The following is an 18500-nucleotide window of genomic DNA, read 5'->3' as shown; positions in this document are numbered from 1 at the left end:
GGGGGCGCGGACGACGCTGTGCGGCCCGACGCGCGGGCCGCACAGTGTGCTGTGGTGTCAGCAGTCGTGTCCGTAGCCTCCGCCACGGTAGTCGTCGTCGTCATCGTCGTACCAGCCGTGGTGGTGGCCGCCCCGGTCATTGTCCCAGCCGCCGCCGCTGACGTACACGGGGGCCTGGGTGGGGGTCGCCGCCGAGGCGGTACCCGCGGCGCCCAGGGCGCCGCCGGCCATCAGAACGCCGATGGCGGACACCGCGAAAAGGCGCTTGACTCTCGTTGCTCGCATGGTTGAGAACCCTTCTCGTTGCTACGGCACGAAAATTTGTTCTTCCTCCTCAGGCAAGGGATTTTCATGGCTGCGCCCGTGGCCGCACAGATTTCATGAAGGCGCGTATCCCCGGTCAACGCGGCCTCGTTGGGCCACGGACCTTCGGGGCCGGTGCGATATGTCGCACGCCTCGCGCTCCGGCGATTCACTGCGGGTAAAGGGTGTGATTCCCGCAGTTGCCACAGTTACCTACGGATGATATTAGTCACCGCGCCGCCGATCGGCATCTCGGGGAAGGGGGGAATCCACCCGCATTCCGCTGCAATTCCCATGCATGAGCCAATCATTCGGGGCGGGCCCCCTGTCACCGCAACGGACCAGTAGGGGGTGCCCGGCACGTGGGGCGAGGCGAAGTGGCAGGGACTGGCCCGCGAACTCTGGGCCACCGGGGACACGACGGCGAGGCTGCCATCGCTCCAGATCTGCCGCCCGAAGGCTTTCTCGCGTGAGGAGTTGGACGCCATGCTGCGGGAGTCACGGACGCCCAAGGTGCACGACTGGCACGTGAGTCACGTGGGGAAGAAGAGCCCGCAGCGCGCAGGAGCAGCGCCCGGCCTGGCTCGCCGATCCCGATCCGGTGGTCGCGAGCGCCGCACGGGCGCTGACCACGGAGCGCGTGGCGAAGCGGCCGGAGGGCCTGGACCTGCCGGCCCCGGAGTGGATCGCCGAGATGGTCCGCCGCCCGGCGGCTCCGCCGGTGGCGTGAGGCGCGGCCTGCGGCCTGCCGTCGTCGCGTACCGGCAGCGCCGGTGGCCGAGTCGCTGACCCGCCGCGCCCGGAGCCGGACACCCCCTAACCGTTCCCGTTCCCGTTCCCGTCGTTGCCGCCGTTGCCGCCGCCGTCCCGGCGGGGCTGGTCGGCCGGCGGCGGCTCGACGTCCGTACGGGCCGTTCGGGTCGGCTCCGGCCGCGGTGCGGGCGTTGACTGCGCGGGCGCGGACCTGGTCGGCAGGGACGGCGTGCGGTCGGTCGGCTGCGGCGAACGCGTCGGCAGGGACGGCGTGCGGTCGGTCGGCTGCGGGGAACGGGCCTCAGAGGGCGTCGGGGACGGCCGGGGCGAGGGCGATGCCGCCGGGGACCCCGAGGGGGTGCCCGACGGCGACGGAGGTCCCGACGGGGACCCCGAGGGCGGCCTGGACGCGGTGGGAGACGGCGACGCCGACGGCGTCGGCGCACCCGAGGGCGAGGGCGACACCGTGGGTGAGGGCTTCGGTGACGGCGTCGGCGAAACCGACGGGGAGGTCGAGGGCGGCGTCGACGGGGAATTAGACGGCGGCTTCGAGGGCGACCGTGACGGAGGCTTCGAAGGCGGCTTCGAAGGTGATGCGGAGCCTGAGGGCTTCCCCGTGGGCGGGGGTGACTTCGAGGGCGACGTGGAGGGCGGCTTCGAGCCCGTGTGCGAGGGCGACTTCGACGGCGGTCCCGGCGGCTTCGGCCCGGTGTGCGTCGGCGTGACCCGCGGACTCGGCGTGGTGGGCGGCGTAGGCACCACGGGCGGCGGGATCGGCCGGTCCGGCCGCCTGTCCTGGTGGTGGCCCTTCTCGCGCTCGAACCACTGCCGGTTCTGGTGGTCGTAGATCACGATCTTCTTCACGGGCTGCACCGCCGGTGCGATCACCACGACCTTCGCCGGCTGGTACGAGGGCCACGTCTGCCCGAAGCGCTTCGGGGCGGCCTTGAGCGGTACCGGCGGGCCGAGCGGGTTCCCGCACGCGCAGCGCACCCGCGGCACGCCGCGGTCGTCCACGAGCACGGCCGTCCCGGCCTGCAGTACGGCCTGGTAGCTGGTGACCTTGCCGTTCTGGAAGCCGTGGTTCGTGACGCGGGTGTCCAGCCGCAGCTGCACGGGGGTGAGCGAGCGCAGGTACTGGGGGACGGCCGTCGGCTGGATGCCGAGCGTCGCGGCGAAGGCGGCGTTCTTCGCGGGCTCCGCCGCCAGGACCTTGATCTGCTTCTCGACGTCGCAGCTCGCCACGTCCTGGGTGCCCCCGTACACGCCGGCGGCGGCGCCGCTGACGCTCCTGGTGCCGGTGGTGGTGCCCTGGGTGGTGGGAGCGGCGCCGGTCCCGCTGGGGGACGGCGCCGGACTCTGCGGGGGCGGGCTCTCCGGTGGCGGTGCGTCCTCCTTCACCACCGTGGACTCGGTGAAGGGGTCGGGACCCGCGGCGGCGGCGGGCTGGAGGAACACCTCGCCCCCGGCACCGGGAGTCCCACTGGGCCGGGTCAGCACCACCGCCAGGGCCACGACCGCGACCACCGCGACGAGCGCGGTGGCGAGCCGTGGAACGGACCGCCACCAGGGAACCTTCTCCGGCCCCGAACCCGGCCCACCTGGGCCCGCAGGGCCGGCCGGACCTCCGGGCGGCCCGGTCGGCGGCGGGGGCGGAGGTACCTGCCGCCCGCCCGACAGCGGCCCGGAAGGCGGCCCGGTGGGTCGCTCTGACGACGGCTGCCAGCCGGAGGGATGTGTGCTCACGGGCTCTTCTTCCCAGGAGGAGGGAGTTCCCATCGGACCATTGTGTGCGCCGTCCGGGTGGTGGCCGCAAGCCGGGAGTGCCACGGTTGCAGGGTGAGCCAGACGCCGAGACCAGCCCCGACCGGGGGCTCCGCGAGGACCTGGCGCGACGCCCTCGTCACCGTCGTCGCGGGCTTCGCCGCGATGACCGCGGTCGCCGCCGCGGGCCTCGCGTGCGCGGGCGCCGGCGACCTCCCGGAAGGGGCCTTCCCGCACGTGCTCGCCGCGGTCGTCGTGATGGCGGCCGGCGGCACCGTGGAGGTGTCCGGCGACGCCGGTCTGCTGGCGGGCGCGGACGCGCACCTGGCGGTGCTCCCCCTTTCGGTGAGCCTGGCGGGCGCTCTCGCGGCCGGCTACTGCTTCTTGCGCCCCCTGCACAACCGGGCCGTGGCGAGACCCCGCGAACTCGCCGCCCGAGCCGTTCCGTTGGTCGTACTGTGGTTGCTCCTGCTGGTCGGCGCGGCGCTCCTGGCCCGTCAGGACTTCGGTATCTCGACCGGCGACCCCACCGTCGCGGTGATCGGTGAACTCCTCGACTCCGCGCCGACGGTGGGGTTCCGCTCCGACGTGCCCGCCACCGTCCTGTTCGGACTGCTGTGGATCCTGGGCCTGTTGCTGATCGCCCTGCTCGTGTCGCGGCGCGCACCGCTCCCGGCCGGGCTGGTCCGCTTCCACACGGCGGTCCGCCCGGCGGCCTTCGCCACGACCCTGCTGCTCCTCTCGTACGTCGTGATCGGCGTCGTCATCGGCCTGGTGGTGGCCGCGACGCAGGGGGACGCCGGCCGGACCCTCGCCGTGATCCTGCTCGGGCTGCCGAACCTCGTCTGGATCGCGCTCACCCTCGGCTTCGGCGGGGCCTGGGAGGCCCGGGTCGACGGGGCCTTCGGGCTGCCCATGCCGCAGCTGCTGGACGAGGTGCTGCGGGACGCCGACGGGGCCCCGGTCGACGTGGCGTCCTTCGCGGCGCGCGACCCGCGGGCGTGGTGGCTGGTGGTCGTGGCCGCCGTGCTGCTGCTGGCCACGGGCGTCCTGGCGGCCGTACGGTCTCCCGCACACGCACGGCCCTGGCAGCACGCGCTGCATCTCGGCGCGGCCCTCGCCCTGGCCACCCTCGCGGTCTGCCTGCTGTGCCGGATCCAGGCCCGGTACGGGCTGACCCTGCTGGGCATCGGCGAGGTGGACGGCCTCGGCGGGGAGGTCCTGCTGGACCCCGTGCTGTGGCGGACCGTCGGCCTCGGCCTGGTCTGGGGTGCGGCGGCGGGCTTTCTCGGCGGCGTCCTGGCCCGCCCGCTGCACCGCCGCGGGCGGGTCGACGCGCCGGCCGGGCACGCCGGCTCGCGGCTGAGGCCGCGCCGCCCTCACTCCGCCGCGGGGTCGTGCGTGTCCACGATCCGGGTGGGGTCGGCGTGCCGGTCGTGCCCGCCGGCCTCCGGGCCGGCGCCCGGCCGGGCGTCCGGCCGGGCGGGCGGCGCCTGGGCCCCGCGCCCCTGGGTGGTGCCCGGTCCCTCGGTCACCGCGTAGGTCGCGAGGCGGGTCCCGTCCCCGTACATCCACCGTCCCGCCGTCTCGTCGTAGAGCCAGACCGACTCCCCGTCGACGACGACGCCCGCCCGCAGCCCGCGCAGGGAACGCCGGAAGGAGTCGCTGTCGGCCCGGCCGGCGGCGAGTTCGTCCACGGCGTGCCGGTAGCGTTCGAGGGCGTCGGCGCCGCGTTCGAGCAACGGCCTGGGGTCGTCGGCGCGTGCCGACGGCCGCTCGCCCGTGGTCGGCGGCGGCTGGGGGACGGCGATGAGCAGCCGTCCGTCGACCCAGGCGCTCCATCCGTTGGCGCAGAGGATCTCCCCCCATTCCCCCCGCCGGGACAGCAGCTGGACGGGCAGGAAGGCGTCCAGGGCGGCGGTCGGCCGGGAGACGTCGGGGGATTCCCAGGCGGACAGCCCGGGGGGCGGCACCACGTGGGTGGGCTGGAAGTCGGCGACGGCGATCCCGGGATCCATCGAGCTGCTCATGAGGCCTACTTCCGCATGATCACGGGCTCGTGCCGGCGCAGCAGCCTCGCGACCAGCACCCCGAACAGGACGGACAGGACCACCAGCATGCCCAGGTTCAGCAGCCACACGCCGGGGGTGTGGGCGAACAGGGGGTCGTCGGTGAGGGCACCGGGCACGATTGCGCCGAGGTCGATGGTGCCCGCCATGGCTCCGAGGGCCCAGCGGGAGGGCACCAGCCAGGCCAGTTGTTCGATCACCGGGACGCCGTCCAGCCGGAGCAGCGCGCCGCAGAAGACCACCTGCACGATGGCGAGGAGGACCAGCAGGGGCATGGTGACCTCCTCCTTGCGCACCAGGGCGGAGATCAGCAGGCCGAGCATCATGGCGGTGAACGCCAGCAGGGCCACCGCGACGGTGATTTCGAGGAGGGGGTTCATGATCACGCCGTGGCCGCCCGGTGCGTTCAGGTCGACGCCGTAGAGGGCCACCAGGGTGAGCACCACGGCCTGGGCGACGGTGACGGCGCCGAGCACCACGACCTTCGACATCAGGTAGGCGGAGCGGGACAGCCCGACGGCCCGCTCCCGCCGGTAGATGACCCGTTCCTTGACCAGCTCGCGCACGGCGTTGGCGGCCCCGGTGAGGACGGCTCCGACGGACAGGATGAGCAGGGCGTTGATCGCGGTCTCCTGGGTGAGCCTGCTGCCGGCCAGGGCGCGGGCCATGGCGCCCATGACGAACGGCAGCGCGATCATGATGGCGAGGAAGGTGCGGTCGGCGGAGAGCGCGGCCGCGTAGCGCCGGACGAGGGTGGACAGCTGGGAGCCCCAGCTCTGGGCCTTGTGCGGCGGGGGGACGGCATCGGCCCGGGCCGCGGCCCGGTCCCGGTCGTTGCCGTGCCACGGCTGGTGGGCGGCGCCCAGGACGTACGTGCGGTGGGCGGGCGAGGCGGCGTACTCCCCCGCCCAGTCGCGGCCCGGCTGGTTCTCGAAGGCTTCGAAGGCCTCCGGCCATTCGGCGGCGCCGAAGTGGTCGAGGGTTTCGCCGGGCGGCCCGTAGTAGGCGATGCGGCCGCCCGGGGCGAGGACCAGCAGCCGGTCGCAGACGTCGAGGCTGAGGACGCTGTGGGTGACCACGATGACGGTGCGGCCGTCGTCGGCGAGGCCCCGCAGCATGTGCATCACCGAGCGGTCCATCCCCGGGTCGAGGCCGGAGGTGGGCTCGTCCAGGAAGAGCAGGGAGGGTTTCGTGAGCAGCTCCAGGGCCACGGAGACCCGTTTGCGCTGGCCGCCGGAGAGGCTGTGGATGGGCTGGCCGGCGCGCTCCTGCAGGCCCAGTTCCCGGATGACCTCGTCCACCCGGGCCTCGCGTTCGGCCTTGGCGGTGTCCTGGGGGAAGCGCAGTTCGGCGGCGTAGGCGAGGGCGCGCCGGACGGTGAGCTGGGAGTGCAGGATGTCGTCCTGCGGTACGAGGCCGATGCGGCTGCGCAGTTCGGCGTAGTCGCGGTAGAGGTCGCGGCCGTCGTAGAGGACGGTGCCGCGGTCGGCCGGGCGCAGGCCCGTCAGGGCGCCGAGCAGGGTGGACTTGCCGGCTCCGCTGGGGCCGATGACGGCGAGCAGGCATTTGGCGCCCACCGGGAAGGACACCTCGTCCAGGAGGGTCTTGCGGCCCCGGTCGACGGCGACGGTGAGGCCCTGGACGTCGAGGGTGACCTCGCCGGTGTCCTCGTACTCCTGGAGCCGGTCGCCGACGAGGCAGAAGGCCAGGTGGCCGATGCCGACGATGTCGCCCTCGGCGAGGGGGGCGGATCCGGTGACGGCGGCGCCGTTGAGGTAGGTGCCGTTGTGGCTGCCGAGGTCGGCGATCTCGTAGCCGCCGTCGGGGAGGGCCCGCAGTTCGGCGTGCCGGCGCGACACGTCGAGTTCGTCGATGACGAGGTCGTTGTCGGTGGCGCGGCCGATGCGCACGGCGGTACGGGCGGGCAGCGGGACCACGGCGCTGGGCCGCCGGAACGTGGTGGTCATCGACGGGTGGGAGACCCGGGCAGGGCCGTCGCCGGGGGTCCCGGGCGAGGGTCCGCGCCCGGGATCGCTGAGGACGGCCCGGGGGCCGTCCCGGGCGTCGCCGAAGCGCAGTTCGCTGCCGGCGCCGACGCTCCACTCGTGGACGCGGTGTCCGTCGGCCCAGGTGCCGTTGGTGCTGTCCTCGTCCTCGACCGTCCAGTGGTCGCCGTCGGGGCGCAGGACGGCGTGGTGCCAGGAGACGCGGGCGTCCTCGAAGCAGATCTCGCAGAGCGGGTCCCTGCCCACGTGGTACGACCGGCCCGGGCTCATCTGCGTGGAGCCCGTGTCGGTTTCCAGGACGAGCTCGGGCGCGGTCGGCACACCGGGACGCTGGACCATGAGCAGATTTTCCCACGATCACACCGCCCCGGCAGCGGCCGAACGAAACCGCAGGTCAGAGGCCTCTTATGGGGAATGACAACGGTCCCCGTTGCAGCCTTTGCCAGTCTCGCCCGGGTGCGCTTCACTTCACGCGACGGCACCGAACGAGCGGCTGCCGCGACGGGACGGGGGATGCCATGAGCGGGCACGACCACGGGCACGACGACCACGGCCACGGGCCCGGCGGCCACGGCCACGGCGTGGCGGCCGACGCCGACCGCCGCTGGCTGGCCATCGCGCTCGGCCTGATCGGTGCGTTCATGGCGGTCGAGGTGGTCGTCGGCGTCATGGCCCACTCCCTGGCCCTGATCTCCGATGCCGCGCACATGCTCACGGACGCCGTCTCGATCGTCCTCGCGCTGATCGCGATGCGGCTGGCGGCCCGGCCCGCCCGCGGCGGTTTCACCTACGGTCTCAAGCGGGCGGAGATACTCTCCGCCCAGGCCAACGGCCTGACGCTGCTGCTGCTGGCCGCGTGGCTGGCGTACGAGGCGGTGCGCCGGCTGATGGACCCGCCACCGGTGGAGGGCGGCCTGGTCCTGGTGACGGCGCTCGCGGGCATCGTCGTCAACGTGGCCGCGGCCTGGTGCATCTCCCGGGCCAACCGGTCGTCGCTGGCGGTCGAGGGCGCCTACCAGCACGTGCTGAACGACCTGTTCGCCTTCATCGGGACGGCCGTGGCCGGTCTGATCGTGATGACGACCGGTTTCCGGCAGGCCGACGCCATCGCCACCCTGGTGGTCGTGGTCCTGATGGTGAAGGCGGGGTACGGACTGGTCCGCGACTCCGGACGGATCTTCCTGGAGGCGGCACCCGCCCACGTGGACCCGGACGCGGTCGGCGACCGGCTCGTGGGGCACCCGCCCGTCACCGAGGTCCACGACCTGCACATCTGGACGATCACCTCGGGGCAGGCGGCCCTCTCCGCGCACGTGCTGGTCGAGCCGGCGGGCGACTGCCACGCCGTGCGCCGGGAGCTGGAGGGGCTGCTGGAGAAGGAGTACGGGATCACGCACACCACCCTGCAGGTGGACCACGCGCCGGACTCCCTCCTCTCGGTGGGGCGGCGGGGCGACGGCCCGTACGACCCGCACTGCGCGGACGCGCACGGTCCGGTCCACCGCCAGGGTCCGCACGATCACTGACCCGCCCCGCTGCGGGGCATGTATGGGCCCATGACGTACAAGCGCAGCGCCGGACTGCTCCTCTTCCGGCGGACGGCGACAACCGAGGGCGGGGGCGGGGGCGGGGCCGATGCCGGGATCGAGGTCCTGCTCGGGCACATGGGCGGTCCGTTGTGGTCCGGGCGGACCTCCGGGGACTGGGCCATCCCCAAGGGTGAGTACGGGCCGGAGGAGACTCCGCGCGACGCGGCCCGACGGGAGTTCACCGAGGAGATCGGGCTGCCGCCGCCGGAGGGCGAGTACCTCCCGCTGGGCGAGGTACGGCTGTCCAGCGGGAAGCTGGTGACCATCTGGGCGGTGGAGGCGGACCTCGACCCGGCGCTCATGGTGCCGGGAACCTTCACCCTGGAGTGGCCGCCGCACTCCGGGAACGTGCAGGAGTTCCCGGAGCTGGACCAGGTGGCCTGGTGCACCCCCCGGATGGCGCGGGACATGCTCATCCCCTCGCAACTCCCGTTCGTCGAACGGCTGTTGGAGCTTCTGAAGGCCTGACCAGAGCGCGTACTTGCCAACGTCCCCGCCTGCCTGGACATTGCACCCATGACCAACGTCGTGCTGGTGGGAACCCTGGACACCAAGGGTGTGGAGTACGGCTGGCTGCGCGAGAGGCTGCTGCGCGCCGGCGTCGAAGTGGTACTGGTCGACACAGGAATCATGGGCGAACCCCGGGTGGCCGCGGACGTACCGCGCGCCGCGGTGGCCCGGGCCGCGGGAAGCGAACTGTCCCTCCTCCGATCGGCCGCCGACCGGGGCGCGGCCGTGACCACGATGGCCCGGGGCGCCGAGGCGACCCTGGTGCGCCTGCACGCCGAGGGCCGGCTGCACGGGGTGCTCGCCATCGGCGGCAGCGGCGGCACCTCCATCGCCACCCGGGCGATGCGCGCGCTGCCGCTGGGTGTTCCGAAGCTGATGGTCTCGTCCATGGCGTCCGGGGACACCGCCCCGTACGTGGGCTCGTCCGACATCACGATGATGTACAGCGTGGTGGACATCGCGGGGATCAACAGCGTCTCCGCGCCGATCCTGGCGAACGCCGTCGCGGCCGTCGCCGGGATGGCCGGCTCCTATGCCCGCGGCGCGGCGGACCGCCCGCCGCGGCTGGGGGCGGGCCCCCGTCCGCTGGTGGCGGCCAGCATGGCGGGCGTGACCACGTCGGGTGTGGACGCGGCGCGCGAGCGGCTGACGGAGCTGGGCTACGAGGTGCTCGTCTTCCACGTCAGCGGCACCGGCGGCCGGACCCTGGAGGCCCTGGCCGGCCAGGGGGTGTTCGCCGGGGTCCTCGACCTCACGCTCAGCGAGCTGGCCGACGACCTGTGCGGGGGGATCCTGACGGCGGGGCCCGACCGGCTGAGCGCGGCCGGGCGCGCCGGTGTGCCGCAGGTGGTCAGCCTGGGGGCGCTGGACATGGTGAAGTTCGGCCCGTTGGAGTCCCTGCCCCAGCGGGTCCTGGACCGCGGCGTCCACGTCCACAACCCGTCGATCACGGTGATCCGGACGACCGAGGCCGAGTGTGCGGAGCTCGGCCGCCGGGTGGCCGCCAAACTCCGCGCCTCGACCGGTCCCACGGCGGTGTGCGTCCCGCTCCGTGGACTGTCCACGCTCGGCGCGCCGGGCGGCCCGTACCATGACCCCCGCGCGGACCGGGCACTCTTCTCGGCGCTGCGCGAGGGCTTGCGGGGCAGTGCCGCGCGGCTCTACGACTACGACACGCACATCAACGACCCGGTCTTCGGGCGGGCGGCGGCCGACCGGCTGCACGCCATGATCGGCGCGGTGTCGGCCGCGGCCTGAGACGGCGGCCACGGTCGGGAACCGGCCGTGGCCCGAACCACGTCCCTTGGGGAGTCCGGTGCAGGGCGGGCCGCTCGGCGGCCGGCCCCGCACCGGTCGCTGACATGGGCGGTTCGGGGCGACACGGCAGGCAGCAGGCAGGGGGCAGGAACGATGGACGACACTCGGGCGGCATGGTCGGTCCCCGGCTACACGGAGGTCCGCGAGCTCGGCTCGGGCGGCAGCGGCCGGGTGGTGCTCGCCGTCCACGACGCCACGGGCACGGCGGTCGCGGTGAAGTACCTCAGCGACCGGCTGCGCGAGGACCCGGCCTTCGTCGGGGAGTTCCGGGCTGAGGCCCGGCTGCTCGGCGGGCTGGAGTCCCCCTACGTGGTGCGCCTGTACGAGTACGTGGAGGCGCCCGGCGGCGCGGCCATCGTGATGGAACTGGTGGACGGGATCTCCCTGCGCGCGCTCCTGAAGCAGTCCGGGCGGGCCGACGCCGAGGCCGCGCTGGTGGTGCTCAAGGGGTCCCTGCTGGGGCTGGCGTCGGCGCACCGGGCGGGCGTCGTCCACCGGGACTACAAGCCCGAGAACGTGCTGGTCGCCGCCGACGGCTCGTCGAAGCTGGTGGACTTCGGGATCGCGGCGAACCGCGGCTCCACGCCCGGTGTCGCGGGCACCCCGGCCTACATGGCGCCCGAGCAGTGGCAGGGGCGGCCGGCGTCGCCCGCCGCCGACGTGTACGCGGCGACGGCGACCTTCTTCGAGTGCCTGACGGGGCGCAAGCCGTACGACGGGGAGAACTTCGCCGAACTCGCGGTGCAGCACATCGAGGCGCCGGTGCCGGAGACCGAGGCTCCCGAGCCCGTGCGTCCGCTGATCCGGCGCGGCCTCGCCAAGGCACCCGAGCAGCGGCCGGAGAACGCCGAGGCGTTCGTGGCCGAGCTGGAGGACGTGGCGCTGGCGGCGTACGGGCCCGAGTGGGAGGAACGCGGGCAGCGCAAGCTGGCGGCGCTGGCCGCCCTGCTGCCGCTGCTGTTCCCCTCGGCCGGTGCGCCCGCGGCGGGCACCACGGCGGTGGCGACGACGAAGCTGGACGGCGGCTCGGGCTGGGCTCCCGGCAAGCGCGGCTGGATCGCGGCGGGGGCCGCGCTGGTCGTCGGGGCGGTGCTGGTGCTCACGACGGACGCGATCGGCGCGGCCCCGGGCGGGGCTTCGGCGCTCAGCGCCTTCGCCACGACGAGCGCCGCCCCTCCGGGGCCGGCCTCCCCCTCTCCCGGAACGTCGGCGTCGGCCTCACCGTCGGCGAGCCCCAGCGCCTCGGCCTCACCGACGCCCACGCCGTCCGCCTCCGCGTCCGCGTCCGTCTCGGCCTCGCCCTCCGCCTGGCCGTCACTGTCGCCGGGCCCGACTCCGAAGCCGACGGTCACCCCGCCGCCGACACCGACCCCCACTGCGACGCCCACGCCGCCCGTGCGCGTCTCGAACGTCGCGGTGTCCCTGAAGACCGGTGTGTACCGCGGGGACGCGGCCATCACGGTCTCCTCCCAGGGCGCCGGCCCGGTGACCGTGGTGGTGGAGTGGTTCCTGGGCGGGGCCCAGGGCTCCTTGTCCGTCCCCGACGGCACCGATTCCTTCACGGTCCAGGCCGGTTCGACCGTCACCGTGAACAGGCAGCACGCCTTCAGCCGTGACCGGGGCTGCTACGGCGGTGTCCGGGTGACGACCAAGCCGGCCGCGGGCAACCGGTCCGCGTCGGCCTCGCAGTACCTGCCGCGCTGCGTGGAGGTTCCCCGATGACCGTTTCCCGCGCTCCCGAGGGCGACGACTACAGCGCGACCGTCCTCGGCAGCCACTGGATCAGCGGACCGCCCGCGGCGGGGACGGTGGAACCCGACCGGGTCGAGGGGTCCGTGCTCCGTTTCGGGCCCGGTGTCACCGCCGCCCTGCCGGCGCCGTTCCCGCTGGACGCGGCCGTGGCCGTGGCGGCCGCGCCGCGGCGCCGGCCGGGTGCCGGGCTGCGCCGGTACGCGCTCGCGGCGGTCGTACTGGCGGCGGTCCTCGCGTACCTGGGCTGGCAGCGGTTCGGACCCGGGATCGAGGTCCGCGACGTCGCGGTGACCACCGATCCGGCCGGACCCGCCTGCGACGCCACGGCCGACGTGGTCGCCGTCGTGGGCACCAACGGGCGCCCGGGGACCCTGACCTACCGCTGGATCCGCAGCGACGGCACCAGGTCCGAGCAGCTGACCGAGCGGGTGCCGCGCGGGCAGGACGAGGCGCGGCTGCACCTGCTGTGGACCTTCAAGGGCACCGGCAACTACCCCGCCAAGGCGCAGCTGGAGCTGCTGTCGCCCGGACGGCGCACGGCCGCGGTGGAGTTCACGTACCGCTGCACCCCGTAGCGGGCGACCTGACGACGGCGCGAGCGCCGTCGAGGTCGACGGTCGACGCGCGAGCGCGGCGGCGCACCGTCCGCCTCGCCCCTGACGTGACCGTGGCCGACCCGTGGGGCCGGGGGCCACGCCCGTACGGGCTTCAGAACCGGGCGTGGGCGGTGATGTCGGCCTCGAACTCGCCCGTCATCGCCGGGGTCACCGTCGGCCGGCACTGCCGGACGGCCTCCAGGTAGTCCCCGGTGGTCGCGCCGAGCTGCGCGGCCGTCGCGCCGCGGGCGCCCACCGCCTCCAGGTCCCGTTCGAAGGACACCTGCGCCGCGATGCGCGCCGCGTGCTCGATGTCGGCCGGGGTGAACAGTTCGGTCGCCTCCACCAGTGCGCTGACGTCGACGTCGGCGCGGCCCGCCGTGTAGCGGGCCCAGATCGCGGCGCGCGCCCCGGCGTCGGGGGTGCCGATCGGGATGAGGTAGTCGAAGCGTCCCGGGCGCAGGAAGGCCGGGTCGAGGGAGCGGATGGAGTTGGTGGCGCAGACGAGGAGCCGTTCGTCGCCGTCCCGGAAGCCCGGTATCAGCTTGAGCAGTTCGTTGGTCACGCCGTGGATCCCGCCGGGCTGTGCGGGCTCGGTGCGCACCGGGGCGATCTCCTCCACCTCGTCGATGAAGACCAGGACGCGTTCCAGTTCGGCGATCCGGGCGAAGGCGTCGCGCAGGGCGGCGGCCAGGTTGCCCTCGTCGGCGAGGCGCGAGGGCAGCAGTTCGACGAAGGGCCAGCCGAGCCGGGAGGCGATGGCCCGGGCGAAGGTGGTCTTGCCGGTGCCGGGCGGGCCGAACAGGGTGATGGCGCGCGGCGGCCGCACTCCGTGGGTGGCGGCCCGTTCGGGTTCGGCGAGCGGCAGGACCACGCGCCGTTCGATGAGGTCCTTCTCCTTCTCCATGCCGGCGACCCCGGACCACAGGTCGTTGGGCAGGAAGCGGCCGCCGAGGTCGTCGAGGAGTCCGGCGGCCGGTCCGTGGAGCGGCTCGGTCTTCTCGAAGTAGGCGACGGCGGGCTGCCGGGTGTAGCCGGCGTTGAGGAGTCCTTCGCCGAGCAGGTCCTCCTCGGGCAGCACGTAGGCGATGCGGCCGACGCGGGCTGCGATGAGCCGCCGTTCCAGTTCGACGAGAAGGGCGCTGGCCAGGCCCCGGCCGCGCCAGCCTGCGGCGATCGCGATGCGCATGACCCAGGCGCGCTCGCCGGTGACGCAGGCCAGGGCCGCGCCGATGGGGACGCCCTGGTGGACGGCGACCACGCAGGGCTGCCGGCCGGTCAGCGCGCTGATGCACTCGGCGAGCGAGAAGACGGACTCCTGGCCGAGTTCGGCCGTGGTGTCGATCAGGTGGACCACCGCTGCGAGATCGCTCTCGCGGTAGTCGTGGATGAGCCAGTTCACCGGGTACCGCCCCTCGTTCGTGCTCCTTGCGGCCGAGGCTAGGGGCGGGCGGGCCCGCCGATCTCGCGCCGCCGTGCACAACAGGAGGTCCGGAAACCCTCCGTGGCGTCCATAGACTGGTGGCTTCCGCCCGAACGCCAGAGCGAGGATCCCAGCACTTTCATGCGTTGCCACATACCCGCGGCCCATCGCGGGCTCCTCCTCTGCCTGATCCCCTTCCTCTGGACCCTGGCGCTGGGGCTGTGGGGGCTCTCCCGGCAGGACAGCGTGTGGCGTGACGAGGCGGCGACCTGGCAGGTGGCGGGCCGTCCGGCGGGCGAGATCTGGCGGATGCTCGGGAACGTCGACGCCGTCCACGGCCTCTACTACCTGCTGATGCACGGCCTCTTCGAGGTGTTCGGCGCGAGTACGACGACGTTGCGGCTGCCGTCCGTGCTGGCGGTCGCGGGAGCCGCCGTGTGCGTGGCGGTCGTCGGGCGGCGGCTGGCCGGCTTCTGGGCCGGGCTCGGCGGCGGGCTGGCGCTCGGGCTGTTGCCGGCCGTGCAGTTCCATCTGCAGGAGGGCCGGCCGTACGCGCTGGTCGCGGCCGGGGCCGGACTGTCGGCCGTGCTGCTGGTGTCGCTGCTCGGCGACCGGCCCGGGCGGCGGGCGTGGCCGCGCTGGACGGCGTACGGGGCGGTCGTCCTGGTGTGCGCGCTGCTGAACTGGCTGTCGTTGCTGGTGCTGCCCGCGCACGCGGTGACCCTGTGGTGGGTGCGGGCGCGGCGCGGGATGTGGCTGGGCTGGGCGGCGTCCGGCGCGGCGGCGGTCGCGGGCGCGCTGCCGCTGGTGCTGTTCAGCCGGAGCCAGTCCGATCAGGTGTCGTGGATACCGCCGCTGACCTGGCACATGATGATCGGGCCGGGGATCCTGCTGGCGATCGGCGCGCTCGGGGCGTGGGCGGACCGGCCGGACCGTTCGCGGCTCTCGGCGGCGGCGGTGGGGCTGCCGCTGCTGGCGGTGCCTCAGCTCGCTCTGGCCGGGCTGTCGCTGGTCCAGCCGCTGTTCCTGGACCGGTACGTGCTGTTCGGCATGGTGGGGCTGGCCCTGCTGATCGGCGCGGCCCTGGGGGCTGCCGTACGCGCGTGCGCCCCCCGGTTCCCGAAGGCGTCGGCCCTGCTGGTGCCTGGGGTGGTCGGGGTCGCGGTCCTGGCGCTGCTGCCGGTGGAGCTGGGCAAGCGGGCTCCGGCCAGCCGGATCGACGACGTGCTGGCCGTGGCCGGTGAGGTGGCCCGGCTGAAGCGGGACGGGGACGGGGTGCTGTTCGTGCCGGCGGCGCGGCGGGACACGGCGCTGGTCTCCCCGGGCGCGTTCGCGGGCCTGACGGACCTGGCGCTCGCCGAGGGCCCGGTGGCGTCGGCCACGCTCAAGGGCGAGGAGGCGCCGCCGGCCCGGATCCGGGAGGCGCTGCTGGAGCGGCGGCGGGTGCTGCTGGTGACGGACTCGGCGGAGGTCGCGAAGGCCCCGTCGGCGGAACGGGACCAGGCGAAGGCGGCCGTGCTGCGGGAGCGCTTCGCGGTGGTGGAGGACCGGCAGGTGCGGGGGCGCCGGGTGACGGTGTACGAGCGCCGTTCCTGACCGGGGCCGGCCCGCGGCGGGGGTGTCTCGTCCGGGGCTGTGCCGTTCGGAACCGTCTCGTCCGGTCATGGCCCGGCTTTCACGACGTCTTCACGGAATTCACAGGGGATTCATACGGAACACCGTCCTCCGGTCATAGGTTCGGGGGGCAGGGTGGAAAACATGATCCACGACACGCTCCCCCGAACGGCCCGGCGCTCCCGTGCGCGGCGGGCGTCACGGATCCTGCTCGCGCTGTCCGCGATGGCCGCGATGATCGGGGTGGACCTGCCCGATGCCGCCTCCGGCCCGCCGCTCGGCGTCACCGCGTGGGCCCGGCCCGGCGCCGAGGCCGACCGGGTGGGCGCGCTCTTCGCCGCCGGCCTCGACGGCGGGCACTCCTGCACCGCCGCGGTGGTGCGCAGCGACGGCCACGACGTGATCGCCACGGCGGCGCACTGCCTGGACGAGACGGGCGCCACCACGGTGTTCGCACCGGGGTACCGGGACGGCAGGGCCCCGTACGGACTGTGGAGGATCACCGGCGTGTTCGTGGCGCCGGAGTGGACCTCCGGACACGACCCGGACGCCGACATCGCCTTCGCGACGGTGACGCCGGTGGACGGCGGGCGGACCGGCGGCGTCGAGGACCTCGTGGGCGGTTTCCCGGTCGCCGCCGAGCAGGACGCCGGGGCCCGGGTGACGGTCATCGGCTACCCCAGGACGATGGAGGCCCCGCTGCGCTGCGCCAACGGCACCGACCTGCTCTCCCCGACCCAGCGCCGCATCGCCTGCCCCGATCTCAGCGGCGGCACCAGCGGCAGCCCCTGGCTGGTGGACGGCGCGCTGGCCGGGGTGCTCGGAGGCCACGAGGGCGGCGGGACCGTACCGGAGATCTCGTACAGCGCGGTGATGGGCGATCGGGCGGTGAAGCTGTACCGGGAAGCCGCCGTCGGCGGCTGACGGGTGGGGCGGGCAGCGCGCGCGGTCCCCGCGGGGCCTCAGGAGCGGGTGGCCCCGATGCGTTCCGCTTCGGGCGCGGACGGCTGCGCGGGGAGCCGGTCGAGCGCCACCCGGCACGGTGTGCCCAGGCGGATGTCCTGCACCCCGCGTCGCAGGCTGTCGCGCAGCAGGCGGCCGAGCGGGCGTTCGACGAGCCGGTGGACGAGCCATGCGACGGCCACCATGGTGGCGGTCACCCCCACGACCAGCGGGACGGGCGCGATGTCGCCGCGGAAGTGATGGATGGCGGTCAGCCCGGCCATCATGTGGATCAGGTAGAGCGGGTAGGTGACCGCTCCGGCGTGCGGGAGCCAGCGCCACTGGACGCGGTCGAGGGCACCGAGGGCTATGGCCGCCATGACGACGAATCCGAGCACGATGATCACGTGGGCCGGCCAGGCGGGCGTGTGCTGGGTGGCGTTGCGGCCCAGGCTGGAGATCATGCGGGCGTGCACGTGGTGCTGGGCGAGGAGGAACTGCACGCCGACCACGGCCCACAGCACGGCGTTCGGCCGGAAGCGGCGCATCAGGTGGAAGGCGATGCCGGCGATGAAGTACGGGGACGCCGACGACACCGCGAAGAAGGACAGCACGCCGCTGTCGACGGTCGGGGCGACGACGCCGGCGAGGGTCCAGGCCCCGCAGAACAGGACGCAGTTGCGGTAGGTCACGCCGCGCATGACGACGAGCGCGAACAGCACGTAGAACTTCAGCTCGACGAAGAGCGTCCAGTAGGCGTCGTCGACGTGCGGGACGCCGACCCCGGCCTGGAGCATCGAGAGGTTCACCACGACGTCGCTGAACGACGCGACCGTGCGCACCTCGGGCCAGTTGAACAGGACGAGTGAGGTGAAGACCACAGCCGCCCAATAGGCGGGGAACAGCCGCGAGGCCCGGGAGACCGCGAAGTCCCCCACGGTACGCCCCCAGGCGCTCATGCAGATCACGAACCCGCTGACCAGGAAGAAGATCTCGACGCCGAGCCAGCCGTAGACGGCCAGCGCGTGCGCTGCCGGGAAGACGTCCGCGGCGGGCTCGCCCCAGGCGCTGTCGAGGGCGGCGTAGTGGTAGAAGAGGACGGAGAGCGCGGCGATCACCCGGATGCCGTCGAGGGCCGCGAGGCGCGGCCCCGGCCCCCCGGCGCGCGGGGCGCCGTCCGTCGGGCGCCCGCCCGTCCTCGGTATGCCCGGCCTTTCCACCTGCACTCATTCTTCGACCCCGATGTTGGACGGTCTCGGTCTGACCCGTCGGATCTGCGGAACCTTACAGCGCCCTCCCGGCAGGTCCAGCCGACGCCACCATGATCGACGAGGTGTGCTCTAGGGTGTCTCGGAGAGGGCGGCGGGGACGTGGAACCAGGTGGGTTCGTCCCGCAGGGCCCGGTGGATCCGGTCCAGGGCGAAGGGCTCCAGGGGCGGCAGCGCGTCCACGTCGAACCACGCCACTTCGAGGGATTCGTGGTCATTGGCCCGTGCCTCGCCGCCCGTGGCGCGGCAGCGGAAGGTGATGTCCTGGAACTGGCAGACGTCGCCGTTGGGGTAGGTGATCGGCTCCAGCATCTGGACGAGGACCACGCGCTCGGGTACGCAGTGCACCGCCGTCTCCTCGTACACCTCGCGCACGGCGGTCTCGGCGGGCTGTTCGCCCGGCTCGGCGATGCCGCCCACCACGGACCACCGCCCGGTGTCGGTGCGCCGGCCGAGCAGCACCCGGCCCCGGTCGTCGATGACGATGGCCGTGACCCCGGGCAGCAGGAGCAGCTGGTGCCCGGCGGACTGACGGATCCGCCGGATGAAATCAGGAGTGGTCATCCCCCGACCCTACGAGCCCGGGGCGGGGCC

Annotated in this window: 13 protein-coding genes and 2 pseudogenes; 9 read left to right on the top strand and 6 right to left on the bottom strand. The window is 74.0% G+C overall.

Annotation, left to right across the window (positions count from 1 at the left end):
• Window positions 1-57: 57 nt before the first annotated feature.
• Window positions 58-285 (bottom strand): hypothetical protein, encoded by a 228-nt coding sequence (locus AC2RP6_RS33820; protein ID WP_486449638.1) that lies wholly within the window; start codon window positions 283-285, stop codon window positions 58-60.
• A 399-nt stretch (window positions 286-684) separates the two neighbouring features.
• On the opposite strand from AC2RP6_RS33820, the pseudogene AC2RP6_RS33815 reads away from it, so the two are divergent.
• A pseudogene (locus AC2RP6_RS33815) lies at window positions 685-973 on the top strand (DNA alkylation repair protein); the annotation flags it as partial.
• A gap of 566 nt (window positions 974-1539) precedes the next feature.
• Here AC2RP6_RS33815 and AC2RP6_RS33810 read toward each other — a convergent pair.
• Window positions 1540-2835, bottom strand: a pseudogene (locus AC2RP6_RS33810) (DUF6777 domain-containing protein); the annotation flags it as partial.
• A 60-nt stretch (window positions 2836-2895) separates the two neighbouring features.
• Between AC2RP6_RS33810 and AC2RP6_RS33805 the strand changes: the two are divergent.
• Window positions 2896-4362, top strand: coding sequence for a streptophobe family protein (locus AC2RP6_RS33805; RefSeq protein ID WP_486449637.1), 1467 nt, complete (start codon window positions 2896-2898; stop codon window positions 4360-4362).
• A 493-nt stretch (window positions 4363-4855) separates the two neighbouring features.
• On the opposite strand, the gene AC2RP6_RS33800 is transcribed toward AC2RP6_RS33805, so the two are convergent.
• Window positions 4856-7234, bottom strand: a complete 2379-nt coding sequence (locus tag AC2RP6_RS33800; protein ID WP_486449636.1) for an FHA domain-containing protein — start codon at window positions 7232-7234, stop codon at window positions 4856-4858.
• Between the two features lie 179 nt (window positions 7235-7413).
• Between AC2RP6_RS33800 and AC2RP6_RS33795 the strand changes: the two genes are divergently transcribed.
• The 5 genes from AC2RP6_RS33795 (at window position 7414) to AC2RP6_RS33775 (ending at window position 12638) form a co-directional block, all read left to right on the top strand.
• Window positions 7414-8421 (top strand): cation diffusion facilitator family transporter, encoded by a 1008-nt coding sequence (locus tag AC2RP6_RS33795; protein WP_486449635.1) that lies wholly within the window; start codon window positions 7414-7416, stop codon window positions 8419-8421.
• Between the two features lie 30 nt (window positions 8422-8451).
• Window positions 8452-8952, top strand: a complete 501-nt coding sequence (locus tag AC2RP6_RS33790; RefSeq protein WP_486449634.1) for an NUDIX hydrolase — start codon at window positions 8452-8454, stop codon at window positions 8950-8952.
• Window positions 8953-9000: 48 nt separating this feature from the next.
• Window positions 9001-10251, top strand: coding sequence for a Tm-1-like ATP-binding domain-containing protein (locus AC2RP6_RS33785; RefSeq protein ID WP_486449633.1), 1251 nt, complete (start codon window positions 9001-9003; stop codon window positions 10249-10251).
• A gap of 153 nt (window positions 10252-10404) precedes the next feature.
• Complete coding sequence (locus AC2RP6_RS33780; RefSeq protein WP_486449632.1) at window positions 10405-12033, top strand: serine/threonine-protein kinase; 1629 nt, start codon at window positions 10405-10407, stop codon at window positions 12031-12033.
• Window positions 12030-12638: a hypothetical protein gene (locus AC2RP6_RS33775; protein ID WP_486449631.1), complete on the top strand. Its 609-nt coding sequence runs from the start codon at window positions 12030-12032 to the stop codon at window positions 12636-12638. Before AC2RP6_RS33780 ends, AC2RP6_RS33775 begins: the two co-directional genes overlap by 4 nt.
• Window positions 12639-12771: 133 nt before the next feature.
• Here AC2RP6_RS33775 and AC2RP6_RS33770 read toward each other — a convergent pair whose 3' ends face one another.
• A complete protein-coding gene (locus AC2RP6_RS33770) occupies window positions 12772-14061 on the bottom strand; it encodes an ATP-binding protein (RefSeq protein ID WP_486449630.1) in 1290 nt (429 codons plus the stop codon).
• Window positions 14062-14223: 162 nt separating this feature from the next.
• Here AC2RP6_RS33770 and AC2RP6_RS33765 point away from each other — a divergent pair, with 162 nt between their 5' ends.
• The gene (locus AC2RP6_RS33765; protein ID WP_486449629.1) at window positions 14224-15678 is read left to right on the top strand and encodes a glycosyltransferase family 39 protein; all 1455 of its coding nucleotides are present in this window, start codon (window positions 14224-14226) and stop codon (window positions 15676-15678) included.
• A gap of 162 nt (window positions 15679-15840) precedes the next feature.
• Window positions 15841-16620, top strand: coding sequence for a trypsin-like serine peptidase (locus AC2RP6_RS33760; RefSeq protein ID WP_486449628.1), 780 nt, complete (start codon window positions 15841-15843; stop codon window positions 16618-16620).
• Window positions 16621-16658: 38 nt separating this feature from the next.
• On the opposite strand, the gene AC2RP6_RS33755 is transcribed toward AC2RP6_RS33760, so the two are convergent.
• Window positions 16659-17858, bottom strand: coding sequence for an acyltransferase family protein (locus AC2RP6_RS33755; RefSeq protein WP_486449627.1), 1200 nt, complete (start codon window positions 17856-17858; stop codon window positions 16659-16661).
• Between the two features lie 120 nt (window positions 17859-17978).
• Window positions 17979-18470, bottom strand: coding sequence for an NUDIX hydrolase (locus AC2RP6_RS33750; protein ID WP_486449626.1), 492 nt, complete (start codon window positions 18468-18470; stop codon window positions 17979-17981).
• Between the last annotated feature and the right edge of the window lie 30 nt (window positions 18471-18500).

It is taken from the genome of Streptomyces sp. WAC03905 (assembly GCF_057371075.1).
The sequence above is the reverse complement of the archived record's forward strand: the minus strand, read 5'-3'. Positions and strand labels throughout refer to the sequence as shown.

What these genes read in the sequence shown, in the direction of transcription:
- AC2RP6_RS33820 (WP_486449638.1), bottom strand. Translation starts at nt 285, where the DNA reads ATGCGAGCAACGAGAGTCAAGCGCCTTTTCGCGGTGTCCGCCATCGGC.
- AC2RP6_RS33800 (WP_486449636.1), bottom strand. Translation starts at nt 7,234, where the DNA reads ATGGTCCAGCGTCCCGGTGTGCCGACCGCGCCCGAGCTCGTCCTGGAA.
- AC2RP6_RS33795 (WP_486449635.1), top strand. Translation starts at nt 7,414, where the DNA reads ATGAGCGGGCACGACCACGGGCACGACGACCACGGCCACGGGCCCGGC.
- AC2RP6_RS33790 (WP_486449634.1), top strand. Translation starts at nt 8,452, where the DNA reads ATGACGTACAAGCGCAGCGCCGGACTGCTCCTCTTCCGGCGGACGGCG.
- AC2RP6_RS33785 (WP_486449633.1), top strand. Translation starts at nt 9,001, where the DNA reads ATGACCAACGTCGTGCTGGTGGGAACCCTGGACACCAAGGGTGTGGAG.
- AC2RP6_RS33780 (WP_486449632.1), top strand. Translation starts at nt 10,405, where the DNA reads ATGGACGACACTCGGGCGGCATGGTCGGTCCCCGGCTACACGGAGGTC.
- AC2RP6_RS33775 (WP_486449631.1), top strand. Translation starts at nt 12,030, where the DNA reads ATGACCGTTTCCCGCGCTCCCGAGGGCGACGACTACAGCGCGACCGTC.
- AC2RP6_RS33765 (WP_486449629.1), top strand. Translation starts at nt 14,224, where the DNA reads ATGCGTTGCCACATACCCGCGGCCCATCGCGGGCTCCTCCTCTGCCTG.
- AC2RP6_RS33760 (WP_486449628.1), top strand. Translation starts at nt 15,841, where the DNA reads ATGATCCACGACACGCTCCCCCGAACGGCCCGGCGCTCCCGTGCGCGG.
- AC2RP6_RS33750 (WP_486449626.1), bottom strand. Translation starts at nt 18,470, where the DNA reads ATGACCACTCCTGATTTCATCCGGCGGATCCGTCAGTCCGCCGGGCAC.